Origin of the sequence: Isoptericola aurantiacus (assembly GCF_044769875.1) — a bacterium.
In the GTDB taxonomy this organism is placed as follows: Bacteria; Actinomycetota; Actinomycetes; order Actinomycetales; family Cellulomonadaceae; genus Isoptericola; species Isoptericola aurantiacus.
In genome coordinates this window covers 76,154-95,354 of sequence record NZ_JBJBAE010000005.1, presented here as the reverse complement: position 1 = coordinate 95,354, position 19,201 = coordinate 76,154, and the positions used below count along the sequence as shown (strand labels likewise).

Annotated in this window: 16 protein-coding genes; 12 read left to right on the top strand and 4 right to left on the bottom strand. The window is 74.4% G+C overall.

Annotated elements, in window-relative coordinates; all coding sequences use genetic code 11:
* Positions 1-6: 6 nt before the first annotated feature.
* Positions 7-1,140 (top strand): FUSC family protein, encoded by a 1,134-nt coding sequence (locus tag ACIQLL_RS14175; RefSeq protein WP_402468361.1) that lies wholly within the window; start codon positions 7-9, stop codon positions 1,138-1,140.
* 26 nt (positions 1,141-1,166) lie between these two features.
* Here the strand turns inward: ACIQLL_RS14175 and ACIQLL_RS14170 are convergent, their stop codons facing one another.
* Complete coding sequence (locus tag ACIQLL_RS14170) at positions 1,167-3,173, bottom strand: MDR family MFS transporter (RefSeq protein WP_402468358.1); 2,007 nt, start codon at positions 3,171-3,173, stop codon at positions 1,167-1,169.
* A 145-nt stretch (positions 3,174-3,318) separates the two neighbouring features.
* On the opposite strand from ACIQLL_RS14170, the gene ACIQLL_RS14165 reads away from it, so the two are divergent.
* The 8 genes from ACIQLL_RS14165 (at position 3,319) to ACIQLL_RS14130 (ending at position 11,935) form a co-directional block, all read left to right on the top strand.
* A complete protein-coding gene (locus tag ACIQLL_RS14165) occupies positions 3,319-3,612 on the top strand; it encodes a type II toxin-antitoxin system Phd/YefM family antitoxin (protein WP_402468356.1) in 294 nt (97 codons plus the stop codon).
* A gap of 15 nt (positions 3,613-3,627) precedes the next feature.
* Positions 3,628-4,050, top strand: a complete 423-nt coding sequence (locus ACIQLL_RS14160; RefSeq protein WP_402468354.1) for a type II toxin-antitoxin system VapC family toxin — start codon at positions 3,628-3,630, stop codon at positions 4,048-4,050.
* Between the two features lie 9 nt (positions 4,051-4,059).
* Positions 4,060-4,389 (top strand): DUF2516 family protein, encoded by a 330-nt coding sequence (locus ACIQLL_RS14155; RefSeq protein WP_402468352.1) that lies wholly within the window; start codon positions 4,060-4,062, stop codon positions 4,387-4,389.
* The gene (locus ACIQLL_RS14150) at positions 4,383-5,399 is read left to right on the top strand and encodes an asparaginase (protein ID WP_402468349.1); all 1,017 of its coding nucleotides are present in this window, start codon (positions 4,383-4,385) and stop codon (positions 5,397-5,399) included. The genes ACIQLL_RS14155 and ACIQLL_RS14150 overlap by 7 nt, the downstream gene beginning before the upstream one ends.
* Positions 5,396-5,821 (top strand): D-aminoacyl-tRNA deacylase, encoded by a 426-nt coding sequence (gene dtd, locus ACIQLL_RS14145; protein ID WP_402468346.1) that lies wholly within the window; start codon positions 5,396-5,398, stop codon positions 5,819-5,821. Before ACIQLL_RS14150 ends, dtd begins: the two co-directional genes overlap by 4 nt.
* Positions 5,822-5,869: 48 nt before the next feature.
* Positions 5,870-7,477, top strand: a complete 1,608-nt coding sequence (locus ACIQLL_RS14140; protein ID WP_402468343.1) for a LuxR C-terminal-related transcriptional regulator — start codon at positions 5,870-5,872, stop codon at positions 7,475-7,477.
* Between the two features lie 131 nt (positions 7,478-7,608).
* Complete coding sequence (locus ACIQLL_RS14135) at positions 7,609-10,167, top strand: glycosyl hydrolase family 18 protein (RefSeq protein WP_402468340.1); 2,559 nt, start codon at positions 7,609-7,611, stop codon at positions 10,165-10,167.
* Between the two features lie 94 nt (positions 10,168-10,261).
* Entirely contained in the window at positions 10,262-11,935 is a 1,674-nt protein-coding gene (locus tag ACIQLL_RS14130) for a glycosyl hydrolase family 18 protein (protein WP_402468337.1), read from the top strand.
* A 68-nt stretch (positions 11,936-12,003) separates the two neighbouring features.
* Here the strand turns inward: ACIQLL_RS14130 and ACIQLL_RS14125 are convergent, their stop codons facing one another.
* On the bottom strand, positions 12,004-13,101 hold the full coding sequence (locus tag ACIQLL_RS14125; RefSeq protein WP_402468335.1) for an LPXTG cell wall anchor domain-containing protein: 1,098 nt from the start codon (positions 13,099-13,101) through the stop codon (positions 12,004-12,006).
* Between the two features lie 158 nt (positions 13,102-13,259).
* Positions 13,260-15,161, bottom strand: a complete 1,902-nt coding sequence (locus tag ACIQLL_RS14120) for a DUF4012 domain-containing protein (RefSeq protein ID WP_402468332.1) — start codon at positions 15,159-15,161, stop codon at positions 13,260-13,262.
* A gap of 195 nt (positions 15,162-15,356) precedes the next feature.
* On the opposite strand from ACIQLL_RS14120, the gene ACIQLL_RS14115 reads away from it, so the two are divergent.
* Genes ACIQLL_RS14115 through ACIQLL_RS14105 form a run of 3 tightly spaced genes read left to right on the top strand, consistent with a single transcriptional unit; the run spans position 15,357 to position 17,852 of the window.
* Entirely contained in the window at positions 15,357-15,902 is a 546-nt protein-coding gene (locus ACIQLL_RS14115) for an RNA polymerase sigma factor (protein ID WP_402468329.1), read from the top strand.
* A gap of 13 nt (positions 15,903-15,915) precedes the next feature.
* Entirely contained in the window at positions 15,916-17,367 is a 1,452-nt protein-coding gene (locus ACIQLL_RS14110; protein ID WP_402468326.1) for a hypothetical protein, read from the top strand.
* Positions 17,368-17,423: 56 nt separating this feature from the next.
* The gene (locus tag ACIQLL_RS14105; protein WP_402468324.1) at positions 17,424-17,852 is read left to right on the top strand and encodes an OsmC family peroxiredoxin; all 429 of its coding nucleotides are present in this window, start codon (positions 17,424-17,426) and stop codon (positions 17,850-17,852) included.
* Positions 17,853-18,047: 195 nt separating this feature from the next.
* Here ACIQLL_RS14105 and ACIQLL_RS14100 read toward each other — a convergent pair whose 3' ends face one another.
* Entirely contained in the window at positions 18,048-19,157 is a 1,110-nt protein-coding gene (locus ACIQLL_RS14100) for an NAD-dependent epimerase/dehydratase family protein (protein WP_402468322.1), read from the bottom strand.
* Between the last annotated feature and the right edge of the window lie 44 nt (positions 19,158-19,201).

The following is a 19,201-nucleotide window of genomic DNA, read 5'->3' as shown; positions in this document are numbered from 1 at the left end:
CGTCAGGTGAGAGCCCCGGACCCTCGTGAGGCGGGAGCCGCCGCGGGTGCCGCGGTGCGCACGCTCGTGCGGCGGGTCCGCATCCGGCAGGGGGTCGGTCGCCTGCGGTCGGGATTCTGGCCGATCGTGCAGGCGTCGCTGGCCGCGGGGGTGGCCTACCTGCTGGCCCAGCTGGTCCTCGGGCACGCGCAGCCGTTCTTCGCGGCCGTGGCGGCCTGGGTCTGCCTGGGGTTCTCCTTCGACCGGGAGCTGCGCCGGGTCGCCGAGGTCGCGGTGGGCGTGGCCGTCGGGGTGGGCATCGGCGAGCTCATCGTGGAGCTCATCGGCACCGGCTGGTGGCAGCTCACCGTCGTCCTGCTGACCTCCGCGCTGCTCGCCCGGTTCATCGACCGGGGTCCGTTGCTGGTCACGCAGGCCGGGGTCCAGGCGATCGTCGTCGTCGGGCTGCCGGCCGCCGTCGCGCACGACGGCGCGTTCGGGCGCTGGACGGACGCCGCCGTCGGCGGGCTCGTGGCGCTCGCCGTCACGCTGCTCCTGCCGAGCGACCCGCTGCGGCGGCTGCGGTCGCTGGCCGACGAGGCCACCACCGAGCTCGCCGAGACGCTGGAGACGATCGGCCGCGGTCTGCGTGACCGGGACCTCGACGAGCTGGGGGCGGCGCTGGTCCGGGGTCGGGCCTCGGAGACCTCGCTGGCCGATTGGCGGGACACGGCCCGCAAGGCCGAGGAGGTCGCGCGGGTCGGGGTCAACCGGGGGCAGCGCAGCGACATCCACCGGCTGGCGGAGCAGGCGGTGCTGGTCGACCGGGCCATGCGCAGCGTGCGGCTCCTGGCACGCCGCGCACCCACCGTCGTCGCCCCGGACGGCACCTGGCCGGAGGTGGAGGTGCTGGCCGACGAGGTCGAGCGGTTCGCCGCGGGCGTGCGGCTGCTGGCCTCCGCCGTCGGCGGGGGTGGTGCCGAGGCGGACGCGCGGGCGTTGCTGCTCGAGGTCGCGGGCACCGCGGACCCGCACGCGCTCGGTGGTGGCGACCTGCGCGTGGCCTCGCTGGTGGTGCTGCTGCGTTCCCCGCTCGTGGACACCCTCGAGGCCGCCGGGGCGGAACCGGCGCAGGCCAGGGAGTCGCTGCCGGAGCTCTGACTCCCGCTCCACCGGCCCGGGCCGGGCTAGGTCGTGGCGGTGTCGGCGGCGTCGTGGAAGACGAGGGTCGAGACCTCGTGCACCAGGTCGTCGATCTCGGGCTCGTCGCCCGGCCACTCGGCCACGATCTGCTGGATGCGCCGCCGCTCGGTCTCGCGCAGGATCTCCGCGGCGACGTCGGTCTGGTCGGTGGCGCGCACCGTGTCGCCGTCGATCGCCACGAGCCCGCGGTCGGCCAGACCGGCCGCGACATGGCGCACGGTGGACTCCGTGGCGTGGCTGCGCTCGGCCATGACCGGGATCTCCCGCTCCCGCTTCAGCGAGACGCGGGTGACCATCCACGCCTCCTCCGGGGAGAGGTCGGCGTCCGGCGCGGTGAGCTCGTAGACCTGCAGCGGGTCCTGGGCACCGACCCGGCGCCACAGGATCATCCGCAGCTCCTCCAGCGAGGTGCGCGACGACGGCAGCGCGAACGTCTCGCCTGCGGCCTGCCCGGCAGCGACGGTGGGCTCGGCGTCACGGGTCGCCGTGCGCAGCTCCACCTGGGGCAGCAGCCACGTCAGCGCGAAGGCCACCAGGGCGACCGGGACGGCCCACAGGAAGACCGTCTGCAGGGTGTCGGCGTACCCGTCGAGGAACCAGTCCTGGACCTCGGGCGGGCACTGGCCGAGCCCGTCCACCGAGGCGCCGAGGGCCTCCGGGCCGCACGGTCCTTGCGCTTGGCCCGGGACGCCGGCCGTGAGGTTCGTGACGAGCTGGTTGGCGAAGATCGTGCCGAAGACGGCGACGCCGACCGACGAGCCGATGGTGCGGAAGTACGTCGCCCCCGACGTCGCGGTGCCCAGGTCGCGGTAGGCGACGGCGTTCTGCACGGCGATCACGAGGACCTGCGTGACCATGCCCAGGCCCATGCCGAGCACGAACATGCTCAGGCCGGACTGCAGCGTGGTGGTGTCGCGGTCCATGAGGGACAGCAGGTACAGCCCGCACGCGGTGACCGCGGTGCCGAGGATCGGGAAGATCTTGTACCGGCCGGTGCGGGTGATGAGCTGTCCGGAGCCGATCGAGGTGATGAGCATCCCGAGCATCATCGGGGTCATCTCGAGGCCGGACATCGTCGGGGAGGACCCCTTGACCGTCTGCAGGTACAGCGGCAGGAAGGTGATGGCGCCGAACATCGCGAACCCGACGACGAACCCGACCACGGCCGCCACGGAGAAGACCCGGTTGCGGAAGAGGTGCAGGGGCAGCACCGGCTCGGAGACCCGGCGCTCGACGAGCACGAGCGCGACGACGCCGAGCACCGCGGCCGTGATCATCGAGTACACCTGGACCGAGTCCCAGCCCCAGGTGGACCCGCCGAGGCTGGTGACCAGGACGATCGCGGTGGAGATCAGGGCCAGCAGCAGGATGCCCGCGTAGTCGATCCGCGGTCTGCTGTCGTTGGTGATCGACGGCAGCACGGCGGCGACGACGATCAGGGCGACGACGCCGAGGGGGACGTTGATGTAGAAGACCCACTGCCAGGACAGGTTGTCCACGAACCAGCCGCCGAGCAGCGGTCCGGCGACCGACGACACCCCGAAGACCGCGCCGAAGATGCCCTGGTACCTGCCCCGCTCGCGGGGGGAGACGACGTCGCCGACGATCGCCTGGCTGAGCACCATGAGCCCGCCGCCGCCGATGCCCTGCACGGCACGCCACGTGATCAGCTCGGCCATCGTGCCGGACGTCCCGCAGAGCATCGAGCCGCCGAGGAAGATCAGGATGCAGGCGATGAAGAGCATCTTGCGGCCGAGCAGGTCGCCGAGCTTGCCCCACAGCACGGTGGTGGCGGTGGAGGCGAGCATGTAGGCGGTCACGACCCACGACAGGTGCTCGGCGCCCCCGAGGTCGCTGACGATGGTGGGCAGCGCCGTGGCGACGATGGTCTGGTCGAGGGCGGCGAGCAGCATGCCGAGCATGAGCCCGGCGAAGATCGCCCAGATCTTTCCCTGCGTCAGGGTCTGCGGTGGTGCGGTCTGCGCGCTCACGCGTCCTCCCGGTGCGTCGGCCGTGCCTCGCCTGGTGGGAAGCCTGCCACGGGGCGTCCGCGCGTGCCCGGCGAGTGTCCGCTCGAGGCGGTGGCCTGCGGACGGGACTGTTGCCGCGACCTCGGGCGCGGTAGCGTCAGCGGTCATGGACGTCCCCGTCAGTGCCTTGCGCGCCGAGCTGAAGTCGTGGATCGAGAAGGCCCGCGCCGGCGAGGAGGTCGTCATCACGGATCGGGGGATCCCGGTCGCCCGGCTGACGGGCGTCCAGAGCGCGGACCTGGTCACCGACCTGGTCCGCGAGGGGCTCATCACCCCCGCCCAGGCGTCCCGTCCCACCCAGGAGGCTCCGCCGTCGACGGCGGGACAACCGGTCGGGAGCAACGGTGCGGCCCGGTCGCCCGGCGGTCTGTCGAGCCTCGTCCGCCGCATCCGCCGCTGACCGCCGGAGGACACGATGGCCCTGGTCTACTTCGACGCCAGCGCGCTGGTGAAGCTCTGCGTGCCCGAGCCCGGTTCCGACCTGGCGTGCGCCCTGTGGAACCGGGCCGACCTGGTCGTCACCTCGCGCCTGGCCGACGTCGAGCTGCGGGCCGCGCTGGCCGCCGGTGAACGGGCCGGCGTGCTCGACGGCGACCGTCACCGGCGGGCTGCCGACCGGTGGGCCGAGCTGTGGCCCGCGCTGCACCGCGTGGAGCTCACCGAGTCGCTCGCGGCGGAGGCCGCCGCCCTCGCCGCCGGCCCGCACCCGCTGCGCGGCGCCGACGCGGTGCACCTGGCCGGAGCCCTCGCCGTCGGGCAGGGGGACGCGATCCTGGCGGCGTGGGACGAGCGGGTCGCCGCGGCCGGCCGGGACCGCGGGCTGCACGTCCTGCCGTAGCCTGGGCCCGTGATCGGCAACCTCCAGCTGTACGTCCTCATCGCCCTGGCGATCGTCGTCTTCGCCGTGCAGGTCTACGCCCTGTTCGACGCCGCGCGGCGTCCTGCCCGCGGCTACACCGCCGAGGGCAAGCTGAGCAAGCCGATCTGGCTGCTCATCCTGGGCGTGGCCGCCGCGCTCGGGTTCCTCGGGCTGCCGTCGCCGATTGCGCTGACGTCGCGCGGGTTCCTCAACGTCATCGCCGTCGTGGCGGCGCTGGTGTACCTGGTCGACGTGCGCCCGCGGCTGCTGGCGTACGGCACCGGCAAGGGGCGCTCGCAGGGCTCGGGCGGATGGTGAGCGCGCCCGTCGCCGAGGGTGCCGTCCCGCTCGCGGAGGTCGTGCGCGGCGACCTCGTGGAGTCGGTGCACCTGGGCCACCTGGTCGTCCTCGACGCCGCCGGTGAGGTCGTGCTCGCCCGGGGCGAGCCGACGACGGTGATCTGGCCCCGCTCGTCCCTCAAGCCGGTGCAGGCCGTCGCGATGCTCGGTGCCGGGCTCGACCTGCCCTCCGAGCAGCTCGCGCTCGCGGCGGCGAGCCACGACGGCACGCCGCGGCACGTCGACGTCGCACGCGAGATCCTCGCCGGTGCCGGGCTGGGGCCGCAGGCGCTGGCCAACACCCCGGACCTGCCCCTGGACCCCGCCGCCGCGCTGGCGTGGCAGGCCGCGGGACACGGGCCCGACCGCCTGACCCAGAACTGCTCCGGCAAGCACGCCGCCATGCTCGCCACCTGCGTGGTGGCCGGCTGGCCGACGGACGGCTACCTCGACCCCGGGCACCCCCTGCAGCGGGCGGTGCGAGCCGCGGTGGCCGACCTGGCGGGGCCGGACGGCGCGGAGCACGCCACCGTGGACGGGTGCGGCGCCCCGCTGTTCTCGACGTCGGTGGTGGGGCTGGCGCGCGCCTTCTCCCGGCTGGTCGCCGCACCCGACGGTTCTGCCGGTGCCCGGGTGGTGGCGGCGATGACCGCCCACCCGGAGCTGGTCGCGGGGGAGCGACGCGACGCGACGCGGGCGATGCGTGCCGTGCCGGGCCTGGTGGCCAAGGACGGTGCCGACGGCGTCTACGCCGCTGCGCTGCCCGGTGGGGCGGCGCTCGCGTTCAAGGTGCTCGACGGCGCCTCGCGGCCGCGGCCCGCGGTGCTCGCCGCCGCACTGGCCGCCGCCGGGGCGTCCGGGGTGGCGGGTGCGGACGGCGCTGCGCTCGCGGCCCTGGCGGACTCCCCGGTCCTGGGTGGCGGCCGACCGGTCGGTGCGGTCCGCGCGACGTTCGCCGCCGACGACCGGTGCGCGGAGGGCGCGGCATGAGAGCGGTGGTCCAGCGGGCGACGCGGGCCAGCGTCACCGTGGCCGGGGAGGTCGTCGGGGCGTTCGACCGTCCGGGCGTGGTGGCCCTGGTCGGCGTCACCCACGACGACGGCCCCGCGGACGCGGCGACGATCGCCCGCAAGATCGCCGACCTGCGCATCCTGCGCGGGGAGCGCTCCGTGGCGGACGACGGTGCGCCGGTGCTCGTGGTCAGCCAGTTCACGCTCTACGGCGACGCCCGCAAGGGCCGCCGTCCGACGTGGCAGGCGGCCGCCCCGGGTCCGGTGGCGGAACCGCTGGTCGACGCCGTCGTGGCGGACCTGCGCGGGCGCGGGCTGGAGGTGTCGACGGGGGTCTTCGGTGCCGACATGGCGGTCGAGCTGGTGAACGACGGACCTGTGACTATTATGTTGGAGACCTGACAAACTCCTGACCTGCACCGACTCGTGCCGGTCCTCTGGAGGTTGACGATGACCTCTGCCCGGTCCGCCGATCCGTCGACCCTGCTGGTCGAGGCCACCGGGGCCCCCGTCGCGCCGCACGTCGCGGCCCGCCTCGACCGGCTCCTGTGCTCGGACGTCGCCGCTCTGCTCCAGGTCGGGTCGGTCCTCACCCCGGAGCACCTGGCCGGTCGTGCGACCCTGCCCGACCCGCTGCCGGGCGCCCCGGCGGTGCTCGCCGCGGTCGCGCCGCCGTCCGCCCGCCGCGACCGGCACCTCCTGCTCTGCGCCGCCGTGGCCGTCACGGTACGTGCCGACGTGCTGCTCGCGGCCGCGGACGCCGACCTCGCGACCCTCGCCGGCCCGGCGGTGGCCCCCGCCCTCGAGCTGCGCGCGGGGCGGTTCCGCCTGCGCGACCCCCGCGTCCGGCCCGCGGTGCACGCAGCGGCCGACCTGGCCGAGCGCACCCGGGCGCACACGGCCCTGGCCACGGCCGCGCGTGCGGCCGGCGAGCACGGGATCGCCCTCTGGCACACCGCCCTGAGCACGCTCGCCGGTGACGAGCTGCTCGCCGACGGGCTCACGGAGCTCGCGGAGCTGCTCATCGCGCGCGGTGACGTCGAGGCGGCCTACGCCGTCGCCCGCGAGGCCACCACCCACGCGGCGGGGGAGCGCCGGGCCCGGGCCTTCCTCGTGGCGGGACGTGCTGCGCTGTGGGGCGGACATCTCGGTGACGCGGGCCGGTGGCTGCGTCGCGCTCGCGGCAGCGGGGTGCCGTCGGTGGCGCAGCCGGCCGCGACCATGATGGCCGTGCTGGGCGCGGTCGAGCGCGGTCGCGCCGAGCCCACGGCCGTCGGCGCGGGCCATGGACCGGGAGCCGCGCTGGCGGGACTCGTGGAACCCCTGGCCCGTACCGCCGCGACGTCCGAGGACCGCCACGTCCTGCAGGCCGTCGTCGCGTCGCTGACCCGGGTCGACGGCGACCTGCGCGCCGCCGACGCCGTGCTGGCCCGTGCCGCTGCCGGTGCCCGCCCCGCGCCGGGCGGCCCGGCGCCGTGGGCGACGGAGTCCGGTGCGGTGTCACCGCTCGCGGAGGCGCACCTGCGGACGGCGCAGGCGTTGCTGCTCCTGGGGGCCGGAGAGGTGGACCGGGCCGCCGAGGTCCTGGAGGAAGCGGCCGGGCGGCTGCCGTTGACCTGCGTGGCCGGGGGTCTGGCCGTCGAGGTGGCGCGCCATCTCGAGGGTGTGCATCGTTCCTCGACGGTCCGCGCCGCGATGCTGCGCGTCACGAGGCCGTGCGGCGCGACGGCGGCCGCCGTGACGGCGGTGCTCCGCGACGCCCTGCCGCTGGACGTGCCGGCTGTCGGGACGCCCGCCGCCCGAGGGATCGACGACGCGCGCCACGACCTCGCGACGCCCGGGGGCGCGCTCCCCCCGCCGGGCTGGTCGGACGAGCTCACCTCGCGCGAGCTGGAGGTGGCGGTCCTGGTCGCCTCCGGGCGGGCGAACCGCGAGGTGGCCGACGAGCTGTGCGTCTCGGTGCGCACCGTCGAGGTCCACCTCGGTCGCGTGTTCCGCAAGCTCGGGGTGCGCACCCGGTCGGAGCTCGTGGTGCGGGCCCTGCGGCCCGCGCAGTAGCCGTCGCCTACGGGGTTTCCCGTACACCGTGGACGCGGTCCCGCGCGGTGACCGTGTGGGAATCCCCGATGTCCGAAAACCGAAGGACTCCTTACTTTTAGGTGAACGTCACCACGAGAGCAGGAGCACCGATGCGATCACCAGCACGAGGCGGCCGCCGTCCGGTCGCCGCCGTCACCGCAGCCCTCGTCCTCGCCGTCGGCGGGCTCACCGCCGTCGCGACCACGCAGACCGCCGCCGCAGCAGAACCGTGCGCGGAGGCGTGGTCCCCCGCGTCCGCCTACACGGGGGGTGCCGTCGCCTCCTACGACGGGCAGAACTGGACCACCGCCTGGTGGACGCAGGGCGACGAGCCCGGCGCCGCCGCGTGGGGCCCCTGGAGCAGCCAGGGCGCCTGCGGGGAGGGCGGACCGGAGCCGAGTCCCGACCCCACCGCGGAGCCGAGTCCCGACCCCACGAGCGAGCCGACGGGGGAGCCCACGGATCCGGGCGAGCCGATCTCGACCAACCCCGACGACGTGTGCCGCCCCGACGGCATGGCGCCCACCGCAGGCGTCGACACCCCGTACTGCGACGTCTACGACACCGACGGCCGGGAGATCCTGCCCAACGGCCTCGACCGGCGCGTCATCGGCTACTTCTCGAGCTGGCGCACCGGTGCGAACGACCAGCCGGCCTACCTCGCGAGCGACATCCCGTGGGACTCGTTGAGCCACGTCAACTACGCGTTCGCCCACGTCGGCGCCGACGACACGGTCTCGGTCAACGCCGACGTGCCCGGCAACCCGGCCACGGACATGACCTGGCCGGGCGTCCCCGGTGCCGAGATGGACCCGACGCTCGGATACACGGGGCACTTCAACCTGCTGGCGAAGTACAAGGCCGAGCACCCGGGGGTCAAGGTGATCCCCGCCGTCGGCGGCTGGGCCGAGACGGGCGGTCACTTCGACGGCGACGGCGAGCGGGTCGCCGACGGCGGCTTCTACACGCTCACCGAGTCCCAGGAGCGGATGGACACCTTCGCCGCGTCCGTCGTCGACTTCGTGCGCGAGTACGGGTTCGACGGCATCGACATCGACTACGAGTACCCGACGTCGAACAACGACGCCGGCAACCCCGACGACTTCGCGATCTCCAACGCCCGCCGCGGCGAGCTGTTCGACGGCTACGTGGCCCTCATGAAGACCCTGCGCGAGCACCTGGACGCCGCGGGGGCGCAGGACGGCGAGTACTACCTGCTGACCACAGCTACGCCGTCGTCCGGCTGGCTGCTGCGGGGCATGGAGGTCTTCCAGATCACCGAGTACGTCGACTACGTCAACATGATGACCTACGACCTGCACGGCGCCTGGAACGAGTACGTGGGCGGCAACGCCGCCCTGTTCGACGACGGCCAGGACCCCGAGCTCGCGGCGGGCAACGTCTACGGCGCCTACGACGGCATCGGCTACCTCAACGGCGACTGGGCCGCGCACTACTTCCGCGGGGCGATGCAGGCCGGTCGCATCAACCTCGGCGTGCCCTTCTACACCCGCGGCTTCCAGGACGTGACCGGTGGTGAGCACGGCATGGGCGGGCGCGCCCCGGCGCCGTCCGGCTTCGCCTGCCCGGCGGGGACGAACGGCAAGTGCGGCAACGGCGCGGACGGGATCGACAACCTCTGGTACGACACCGACCCGCAGGGCAACGCCGTCCCGGCCGGGGTGAACCCCATCTGGCACGTGCTCAACCTGCAGGACGGCGTCGTGGGCGACTACGCCGCGTCCTACGGCGTCCCCACCACCATCGAGGGCACCTACACCCGCTACTTCGACGACGTCACCAAGAACGAGTGGTGGTGGAACGAGCAGACGAGGACGTTCCTGTCCGGGGACTCCGACGCCGCGGTGTCCGCGAAGGCCGACTACGTCGCCGACACCGGCCTGGGCGGCCTGATGATCTGGGAGCTGGCGGGCGACTACGGCTACGACGAGGCCGCCGGTCAGTACGAGATGGGCAGCACGCTCGTGGACCTCATGCACGACAGGTTGTCGTCCGCCGGACCGTACGGGGCCACCAAGGCGGAGACCCCGATGCCCACCGTGGCGCTGGACGTGGACCTGGAGTACACCGAGTTCGCGCTCGGCGACAACAACTACCCGATCGCGCCGAAGGTCGTCCTCCGCAACGACGGCGCGGCGGACATCCCGGCCGGTGCCACGGTCACCTTCCAGTACGGCACCACGGACACCGGCGAGATGAGCGACTGGAGCGGCTTCGGCACCACGACGACGCCGGGGCGCAGCGGGAACAACGTCGGCGGGCTGGGAGCGAGCTTCCACACGGCGACGTTCACGGTGCCCACCGGGGGCATCCCCGCGGGCGGGTCGATCACGAACCAGCTCACGTGGGCCCTGCCCGTGGCGCAGTTCTCCAACGTCGTGATCACCGTCGACGGCGTCGACCACGCCACCACCTACGACCACCCGCGCGGCGTCACCGTCGTCGACGCCCCCGGCGGGTCCGGCGGCGGGGACGACGGCGGCACCACCGGCGACTGCACCGGCACCGCCTGGGACGCCGCGGCCGTCTACACCGGCGGCGACACCGTGACCCACGCCGGGCACGCGTGGACGGCGAAGTGGTGGACGCAGGGGGACGAGCCGGCGGCGAGCGCCGCGAACCCCTGGACCGACGGCGGCGCCTGCTGACCGTCCCCGACCTCCGGCCACGCCCCACCCCTCGGGGCGTGGCCGGTGACTCCCGGCCCGGCGACGTCGTCGGGCCCTGCAGAGAGGAAGCATCATGACCAGACCGGTTCGCAGCAGACGCCGCCTCCTGGCGGCCCTCACCAGCGCAGCCGTGGTGCTCGCCGGTGCCGTCGGAGGCGTCGCGGCGACCAGCGCTGCCGCCGCGACGGCGTCGTCCGGTGACAGCGAGATCAACGGGTTCCGCAACGTCGGCTACTTCACCCAGTGGGGCGTCTACGGCCGCGACTTCCAGGTCAAGGACCTCGTGACCTCCGGCGCCGCCGAGAACCTCACGCACATCAACTACTCGTTCGGCAACATCCACCACCAGGACCTCGAGTGCTTCGTGGCCAACAAGGCCCAGGGGACCGGGCCGAACGGGTCCGACGGCGCGGGTGACGCCTGGGCCGACTACGGCATGGGCTACACGGCCGCGAACTCGGTGGCGGGCGTCGCCGACACCTGGGACCAGCCGCTGGCCGGGTCGTTCAACCAGCTCAAGCAGCTCAAGGAGGAGTACCCCGACCTGAAGGTCATGCTGTCCATCGGCGGCTGGACCTGGTCGAAGAACTTCTCCCGTGCCGCGGCGACCCAGGCCTCGCGGGAGAACTTCGTCTCGTCCTGCATCGACCTGTACCTCAAGGGCGACCTGCCCGTGATCGACGGTCGGGGCGGCCCGGGTGCCGCGGCGGGCGTGTTCGACGGCATCGACATCGACTGGGAGTGGCCCGGGTCGAACAACGGGCTCGAGGGCAACGGCGTCGACGAGGAGAACGACGCCGAGAACTTCCGGCTGCTGCTGGCCGAGTTCCGCTCCCAGCTCGACGCCTACGGGGCGCAGACCGGCCAGGACTACCTGCTCAGCGCGTTCCTGCCCGCCAACCCGGCCGACATCGCCGCCGGTGGCTGGAACGACCCGCGGATCTTCGACTCGCTCGACTACGGCAACGTCCAGGGCTACGACCTGCACGGCGCCTGGGACCCGGAGCTGACCGGGCACCAGATCAACCTGTACGACGACCCCGCCGACCCGCGGGAACCGAGCCGGCAGTTCTCGGCCGACACGGCTGTCCAGGAGTACGTCTCGGCCGGCGTCGACCCGGCCCAGCTCGGTCTCGGCATGGCCATGTACGGTCGCGGCTGGAAGGGCGCGACCTCGGCCGAGCCGTGGGGCCCGGCCACCGGCGCCGGACCCGGCACGTGGGAGGCCGGCAACGAGGACTACGACGTCCTGAAGAACCTCGGCACCGGCTACTACGACGCCGAGGTCGGTGCCGCCTGGCGCTACGACGGCAACCAGTGGTGGTCCCTCGACACCCCGCAGACCGTGGCGCAGAAGTCGCAGTACATCCGCGACGAGGGCCTCGGCGGAGCCATGTGGTGGGACCTGTCCGGTGACGAGGACGCCGAGCTGCTCGACGCCGTCGCCGCCGGCCTGTTCAGCGGCGGGGCCGGTCCGGTGGACCCGGGCACGCCGACCGACCCGACGCCGGACCCGACCACGGACCCGACCACGGACCCGACGCCGGACCCCACCACGGACCCGACGCCGGACCCGACCACCGACCCCGGCTGCTCGGACCCTGCCTGGGCGAGCGACCAGGTCTACACCGGTGGTGCCGTCGTCGCGCACGGCGGCAGCACCTGGCGGGCCAAGTGGTGGACGCTCGGTGAAGAGCCCGGGACCACCGGCCAGTGGGGTGTCTGGGAGGAGCTCGGCGCCTGCTGAGCACCGACCTCGCCGCACGTGACGACGGCCCCCTCCCGGAGCTCCGGGAGGGGGCCGTCGTCACGCGGTCACTCGCTGGTGTGGCGTCGGCGGACCGCCATGATGGTCAGCAGGCCGGCCAGGAAGAGCCCGACCGCGAGCGCGACCACGCCGCCGATCTGCGCGCCCGTGCGGGGGAGCTCCGGCGGGCTGTCCGGCGGGGGCGTGCCCGGGTCGGTCGGCGGGGGCGGCGTCGTCTCGTAGCAGTTGTCCGTGTCCTGCGGGAACGTCACCGGAACGGTGACCTCCGGGTTCACGGTGAAGGTCGTCTGGACGGTGCCGACGGCCCAGCCGAAGTCACGGGTGTTCTGCCACATGTTGTTGACGAGCTCCCACCCGTCGTCGGCCGAGAGCTCGACGAACCGCTCGGGGTAGGCGCCCGGCCAGAGCAGACGCCCGGCCAGCGGCTGGTCCTCGTAGACGAAGTCCTTGCCGTCCGGGTTGTTGAACCGGATCGTGACCCTGTCGTTCGGGGTGCCGGTCACGCTCACCGCGTAGTCGAGGTAGGCGACCCCGGTGATGCACAGGGGCGTCAGGACGTCGACGTCGATCGTGGGTTCCTGCGGGCCCGCGCACTCGGGGGTCGACTCGGGGTAGCTGACCGTCACCTCGGCCTCGGGGTTCACCTCGAAGAGGACCCGCACCGACGGGCGGACCCAGTCCCACTCGTCGCCGACGACCCACTCGCCGTCCACGAGCCGCCAGCCCGGCCAGTCGAGGGCGTTGCCCGCGCCGTCGACCTCGGCCCCGGGCCACAGCACGCGACCGGACAGCGGCTGGTCGGCCATGACGACGTCGTCGCCGTCCGGGTTGAGCCAGGTGATCGTGACGTCCTCGGGGGGTGTCACGGGATTCTCGACGTCGACCTGGTACTGCAGGTACGGGACGTCCCCGTCGCAGACCGGCTGGAGGACCTCCACGTCGAGCGTCGGCTCCTCGTCGGGCGGGTAGTTCGCGTCCTCGGACGCCGACGGGGACGCCGACGGGTCGGGGGCCGACGGGGACGCCGACGGGTCGGGGGCCGGCTGCTCGTCCGCCGCTGCGGACACCGTGCCGCCGAGCGTCAGGGCAGCGGCCACCGCAAGCGCCGCCAGTGCGCGCGACTCCGCGCGCCGTGCTGTCCTCATCCGAGTCGTCCCCTCAGGATCTTCCGTGCGTGGTCCCCCATGTCAGGATCACGCTAGCGAGGACGGGGGCGCAGCGGACCATCTCCCGAGGGTGAAAGCGACTCGAACGAGGGTGAAAGACCGCCGTACGCGGGTGAAACGTTGCGCGGGGCGCCCGATCAGCCGCAGATCGGCACGTCGAGCACGTGCAGCCCGTTCGTCCCGGCCGTCGGTGTGGACCAGACCTCGAGCGTGCCGGGCTCGGCCGTGCCCAGTCCGTGGGCGGCCCGCGCCGACGCCGTCGTGGCCACCGTCACGGTGGTCGACTCCCCGGGTTCGAGGGAGATGGTGACGCCGACCGTCGGGCGGTCGTGCACGTCCAGCCGCGACCCGCCCACCACGGTGCCGTCCTGGCGGAGCTCCGGCACGTCGCCGTCCCGGGCCCCGTAGGCCGTGACGAGCATGCGGAGGGTTCCGCGGTCCGGATCGTCCTCCGGCCCGGCGACGTAGAAGGGCAACGACGCCGCGTCGGACTCGGTCATGGTGTTCGTCAGCCGCAGCCGCACGGTGTCGGCGCGGCCGTTGCCGGTGCACACCGAGCCGGCGAGCCGCAGCCGGGTGTCGAGGTAGGCCGTGCTCTTGCCCGACCGGGTGTCGTCGATGAAGATGCCGATCGCGTCGGCGGCCCGGTCCGCGGCGAACGTCCCCGCCATCAGCGTGCCGTCGAGCAGGCTCTGCTCACCCGGGTCCGCCGACCAGACCGCGAGCCGATGGCTCTCGGCGGCGCGTTCCAGAGCGGGCAGCACCTGCGTCGGTGCCAGGTCGGAGGTCGTCAGCTGCTCGAAGACGGCCGCCGCGACCACCGCGAAGAACTCGTCCGTCCGGTCCTGGTCCAGCACGTCGTAGGCCCGGCGCAGCAGGAGGTCCACGACCGTCTCCGCCCTGACCTCGACGGAGTCGCTCCCGACGGCCTCGGCGATGTCGTCCGGCAACGGCACCTCGACGGGCCCGGTGGCCTCCAGCAGGTACGACAGCGCGACGGGATCGGTGGCCACGACGCCGTCGACCTCGTCACCCTGCGCCCGCTGCCACATCGCGGCGAGGATCGGGGCCGTGGTCGCGAAGTCCGGGGTCAACGTCACGTCCTGCACCCACCGGGCCAGCCGGTCGGAGTATGCGGCCTCGTCGTCCGGGTCGAGGGGCACCACGGGCTCGCGGAACGGACCGACGTCGCCGCTGGACACCTGCCGCGTGACCGAGACCTTCCCGTCGTCGACCTCCAGCAGCATCAGGGCTCCGGGTATCCCTCCGGAGGTGCGCAGCTCCGCGTTCGACAGACCCGCGAGCACGTAGCGGCGGGGCTCGTCCGCGCCGAGCATCGGCGGCAGCAGCGCGGTGGCCCGTTCGGCGGCTGCGAGGAGGCCGTCGAGGTCGTCGAGCCGCTCCGAGAGGGTGACCACGGGTTCGACGAACTCGGGCTGGATCGCGGCGGGGTCGACGTCGTCGAGCTCCACCCGGGCCTGCGCCAGGACGTCGCGCGCGGCGGTGACGTCGTCCGCCGCGTCCGCCAGGGGCGCCAGATCGATCCCGCCGCTGTCGTCGCGGCGGGTGCTGGTCGCCGCGTCGCCCGTGACGGCGAGCGCCGGCAGCACCACGTCGCTGACGTCGTCGAGGACCGAGGACACCGTGGTGGCGGCGTGCACGGAGGGTCCGACGACGGGCAGGTGGGCGGCCACGGACCACAGGGGCCCGTCGGTGGCGTCCCGGGCGTCCTGGGTGTGCTGCTGCAGCTGTGCGAGCGTGGCGTCGTCGGCCAGCGGGCGTTCGGCAGCGGGGTCGAGAAGGCTGTCGCGCAGCGACTGCTCGACCTCGGGGACTGTCGCCGCGGCCTCGTCGAGCGCGTCCCGGGCGCTGAGGGCGTCGCGCACCATCAGAGCGGCGCAGATCCCCACCGCCAGGGCCACGAGGAGGGTGCCGACGAGCACCCGGCGCAGGACCCGGTGGGAACGCGTGCGACGGGCTGCGGGTCGTCGACCGCCCGCCGGTGCCGAGGTCGCGGCGCCCTCGGTCCTGTGGGCCATGACCGAACACTAGTCCCTCGGCAGGGGTCGTGTTCAGGGTGTCGCACGGGTGAAACGTCGCCGCGCCCGGCCGTGGGTCCGGCTCGGACGGCTCCGCGGTGCGGGTGCGACTGCAAGGCTGGGCACGTCCACGACACAGGAGAGGTCAGAGGACGTGACCGCGACCGACGGCGCTCGAGGACCGAGGAGGAACCGGTGAGGACCACCACGCAGGTGCGCGCGCACGACGGCGCATGGTTCGACGCGGTGTTCGCGGCGCACGCGGACGCCGTGCACCGCTACTTCGTGCGCCGCCTGGTCCCCGGCTCCCGCGACGAGGCGGAGGACCTGGCCGCCGAGGTGCTGGCCACCGCCTGGCGCCGTCGGGACGACGTGCCGGTGGGCGGCGAGCTGCCCTGGCTGTACCGGACCGCCGGCTTCGTGCTGGCCAACCACCGGCGCAAGGCCCGGGCGCTGCCGGTCGCCGCCGTCCCCGAGGAACCCGACGACGTCGACCCGGAGTCCCTCGCGGTGGACGACGACGGCGTGCGGCGCGTGCTGGGCCGGCTCTCGGCCCGCGACCGCCGCATCCTGCTCCTCGTCGCCTGGGACGGGGTGCGCGGGGACGACCTGGCGGCCGTCCTGGGAGTGTCCCGCGGTGGGGCCGACGCCGCGCTGTCGCGCGCCCGGGCGCGGCTGCGGACCGCGTGGACCGCGGAGGACCGGGCCGACGCGGGACGCGCCGCGGGCGACGAGGACTGAGGAGGAGGTCGACATGAGTGGACAGGACGAGGCCTTCGACCGGCTCGCGGCCGCCGACCCGGCGGACGGGGTCGAGACGCGGCACGGGGTGCTGCGGGCCAAGACCGACGCGCTGGCCGAGGGACAGGGAACCGGCGGGTACGACGGCGCGGCGGACGTGCCGGGCACGGGTGCTGCGGCCGGCGAGCACGGCACCGGCCGGGACCGCCGTCGGACGCCGTGGCTGGTGGCCGCTGCGGCGGTGGTCGTGGTGGCGGTGGGCGGCGGCGGGTACGCGCTCGGGGCCGCCGCTTCCGGGTCGGCGGACGTGACGCCGTCGGCGCAGGACGGGCAGGCGCTGCCGCCGATCTCGCTGGACGCGGCCGAGAGCGGATCGGGCGACGCGGCCGAGGGCCCGCTCGCCGCGGCGGAGCTCGGCGCCGAGGAGTCCGCCGGCGGCGCGGGCGACGCCGCGTCGCTCTCGGTGGTGGCCCCGGGATGGTCCGACGGTCGGACCACCTTCACCGCGCAGGGGCTGTCCACGACCGCAGGGCCCGCGGCCGCGTACGCCTACGACGCCACGGCCACCGGCACGCAGGACGGTGCGGTCCGGGCCGCGGACGCCCTCGGCGTGACCGGCGAGCCGCGCTGGGAGTACGGCGCCTGGGTGGTGGGCCCGGACGACGGCACGCGGCCGACCGTCCGCGTGGCCGCGGACGGGACGGCGTCGTTCAGCTACCACGACCCGGCCGCGGACCCGTGGGCCTGCGACGACGTGGGCGTCGTCGAGCCGGAGGGTGCGGCACCGGGCGGCGGTGCGGCTGACGACGGCTCCGCGGCACCGGCCGTGGAGCAGCCGGTCTGTGCCCTGCCGGAGTCGACGATCGCCGCGGACGAGGCGGCCGGCAGGCTGCGGGACGTCATGGAGCGCCTCGGGGTGGACCCCGACGGTTTCGAGCTCGAGGCGTCCGACGACGGCGAGGTGCCGCGTTCGGTGACCGCTCACCAGGTGCTCGACGGCGCACGGACCGGTGCCGCGTGGCGCGCCACGTTCGGCGGCCAGGACCTGGCGTGGCTGGACGGCTTCCTCGCGGCGACGGTCCCGCTGGGCGACTATCCCGTGGTGAGCCCGGCCGAGGCCGTCGACCGGCTGTCCGACCCACGGTTCGGGCAGCGGACCTGGCCGATCGCGTACGCCGCCACGGACCCGGCGGGCGTGCCGGAGCAGGACACGCTGCCCGCCCCGGACCTCCCGGCGGACCAGGGTGAGCCGACGGCGCCGCCCGCACCGCCGTCGTCGGGCGACGCCGTGTCCTGGCCGGTGCGGGACGTGACGATCACCGCGGCGCGGCTGGGCCCCGCGCAGCAGTACCAGCAGGACGGCAGCGTGCTGCTGCTGCCCGCCTACGAGCTGAGCGACGCCGCCGGCAACACCTGGTCGGTGCTCGCCGTCGCCGAGGATGCTCTCGACCTGACCGCACCCTGACCGGGTCCTGCGGGTACGGTCGAGGTGTCCCTGCCGTACACCACGAAGGAGTCCGCATGCCCACCCGTACCGCACGCACCGCCTGGAACGGCACCCTGAACGAGGGCTCGGGCCAGACCGAGCTCACCAGCTCCGGCGTCGGCACCTTCGACGTCTCGTTCCCGAAGCGCACCGCCGAGTCCGCGGAGGGCACCACGAGCCCCGAGGAGCTCATCGCGGCGGCGCACTCGTCCTGCTTCGCGATGGCCTTCTCCGGCGAGCTGGGCAAGATCGACGCGACGCCGGAGCAGGTCGAGGTGACCGCCGACGTGACCCTGGGAGAGGGCAGGATCACCACGATCGCGCTCACCGTGCGCGGGTACGCCGCCGGTACCGACGAGGCCGGCTTCCGGTCCGCCGCCGAGGCGGCGAAGGCGGGCTGCCCGGTCTCGCAGGCGCTCGCGGGGGTCGACGAGATCACGCTCGACGTGTCCTTCGAGGGCTGACCGCGAGGTAGGCCATCTCCCCACGAGGTAGGCCACCTCCCCGAGGGGTAGGCGACCTTCCCGAGGGGTAGGCGACCTTCCCGAGGGGTAGGCGACCTTCCCGCGGGGAGGTGGCCTACCTCGGCGGGAGCGGGCCTACCCCGGCGGGAGCGTGCCTACCTCGCGTGGGGGTTGCCTATCTCGGCGGGAGCGGGCCTACCTCGCGAGCGGGGGGGTGTCGGCGTGGGCCCCGTCGAGCACCCCGCCCAGGACCTCCAGCAGCACCTCGCCCTGCGAGCGGGTCGGTCGCCAGTGCAGCAGGTCGCGCGCCCGCGAGGCGTCCATGACGATGTTCGCCGCCGCCATGTCGAGCCAGCCGGCGTCGATCGGCACCAGCCGCGCCGCCGACGCGGCGGCCAGTCCCCGCCGCAGCAGCCCGACGGGCACCTCCACGAGCTGGCCCTCGGCCAGCAGGTCGGCCAGGTCCTGACCGGTCAGCGCGCCGTCCGGCGCCAGGTTGAAGGCTCCGCCGTGCCGCCCGACGACGGCGGCCCGGACCGCCGCGGCGGTGTCGTCCGGGTGCAGCACCTGCAGGCGGACGCCCGCCGGGAACGGCACCAGGGGGAAGAGCGGAGGCTGCTCCGGCTCGGGCTGTTCCTGCCACCCGCGCACCAGACCGCCCACGGCCTGGCCGAGCGGCCCGGCGGCGACCTTGAGCCCGACCTTGCCCACCGGCCCGAGGAAGTACCGGGCGATCTCGGCCCCCGCCTCGCGCTGCAGCATGATCGCCGCGCGCATCCGGGTCACGGTGAGCCACGGCTCGTCGGCCTCCACGTCGTCCAGCAGCCGTTCGACCTCGGCCTTGTCCAGGGCGTACGACGAGCCGGGGACCCCACCGGTGGGCCAGTCCTCGTCGATCGCGTGCCCGTCGGCCGGGCCGGGGGAGTACACGCCCGACGCGGACATGAAGAGCAGGTGCGAGACACGGTTGCGCACCACGGCGTCGACGACGGCGGTGGTGCCGCCGACGTTGATCCGGTGCAGCACGTCCGGCTTGCGGGCCGGCTGGATGGCCCAGACCAGGTGGATGACCACGTCGGCACCCGCCAGGGCCTCGTCGAGCCGGTCGGCGACCGTCGTCTCGTCCGCGAGGTCGACGCGGACCCAGGTGGCGGCGTCGTGCGGCGGGCCGACGGTGCTGCTGCCGTCCGTGCGGGGGACGCGACGCGCCACCCCGACGACCGAGGTCACGACAGGTGCGGCGACGAGGGCTCGCAGGACGGCGGTCCCGACGTTCCCGGTGGCTCCGATGACGACGACGCGCATGCCCCGACGCTATCGGTGGGTGTGCCGCCGTGCGCGGGGAGGGT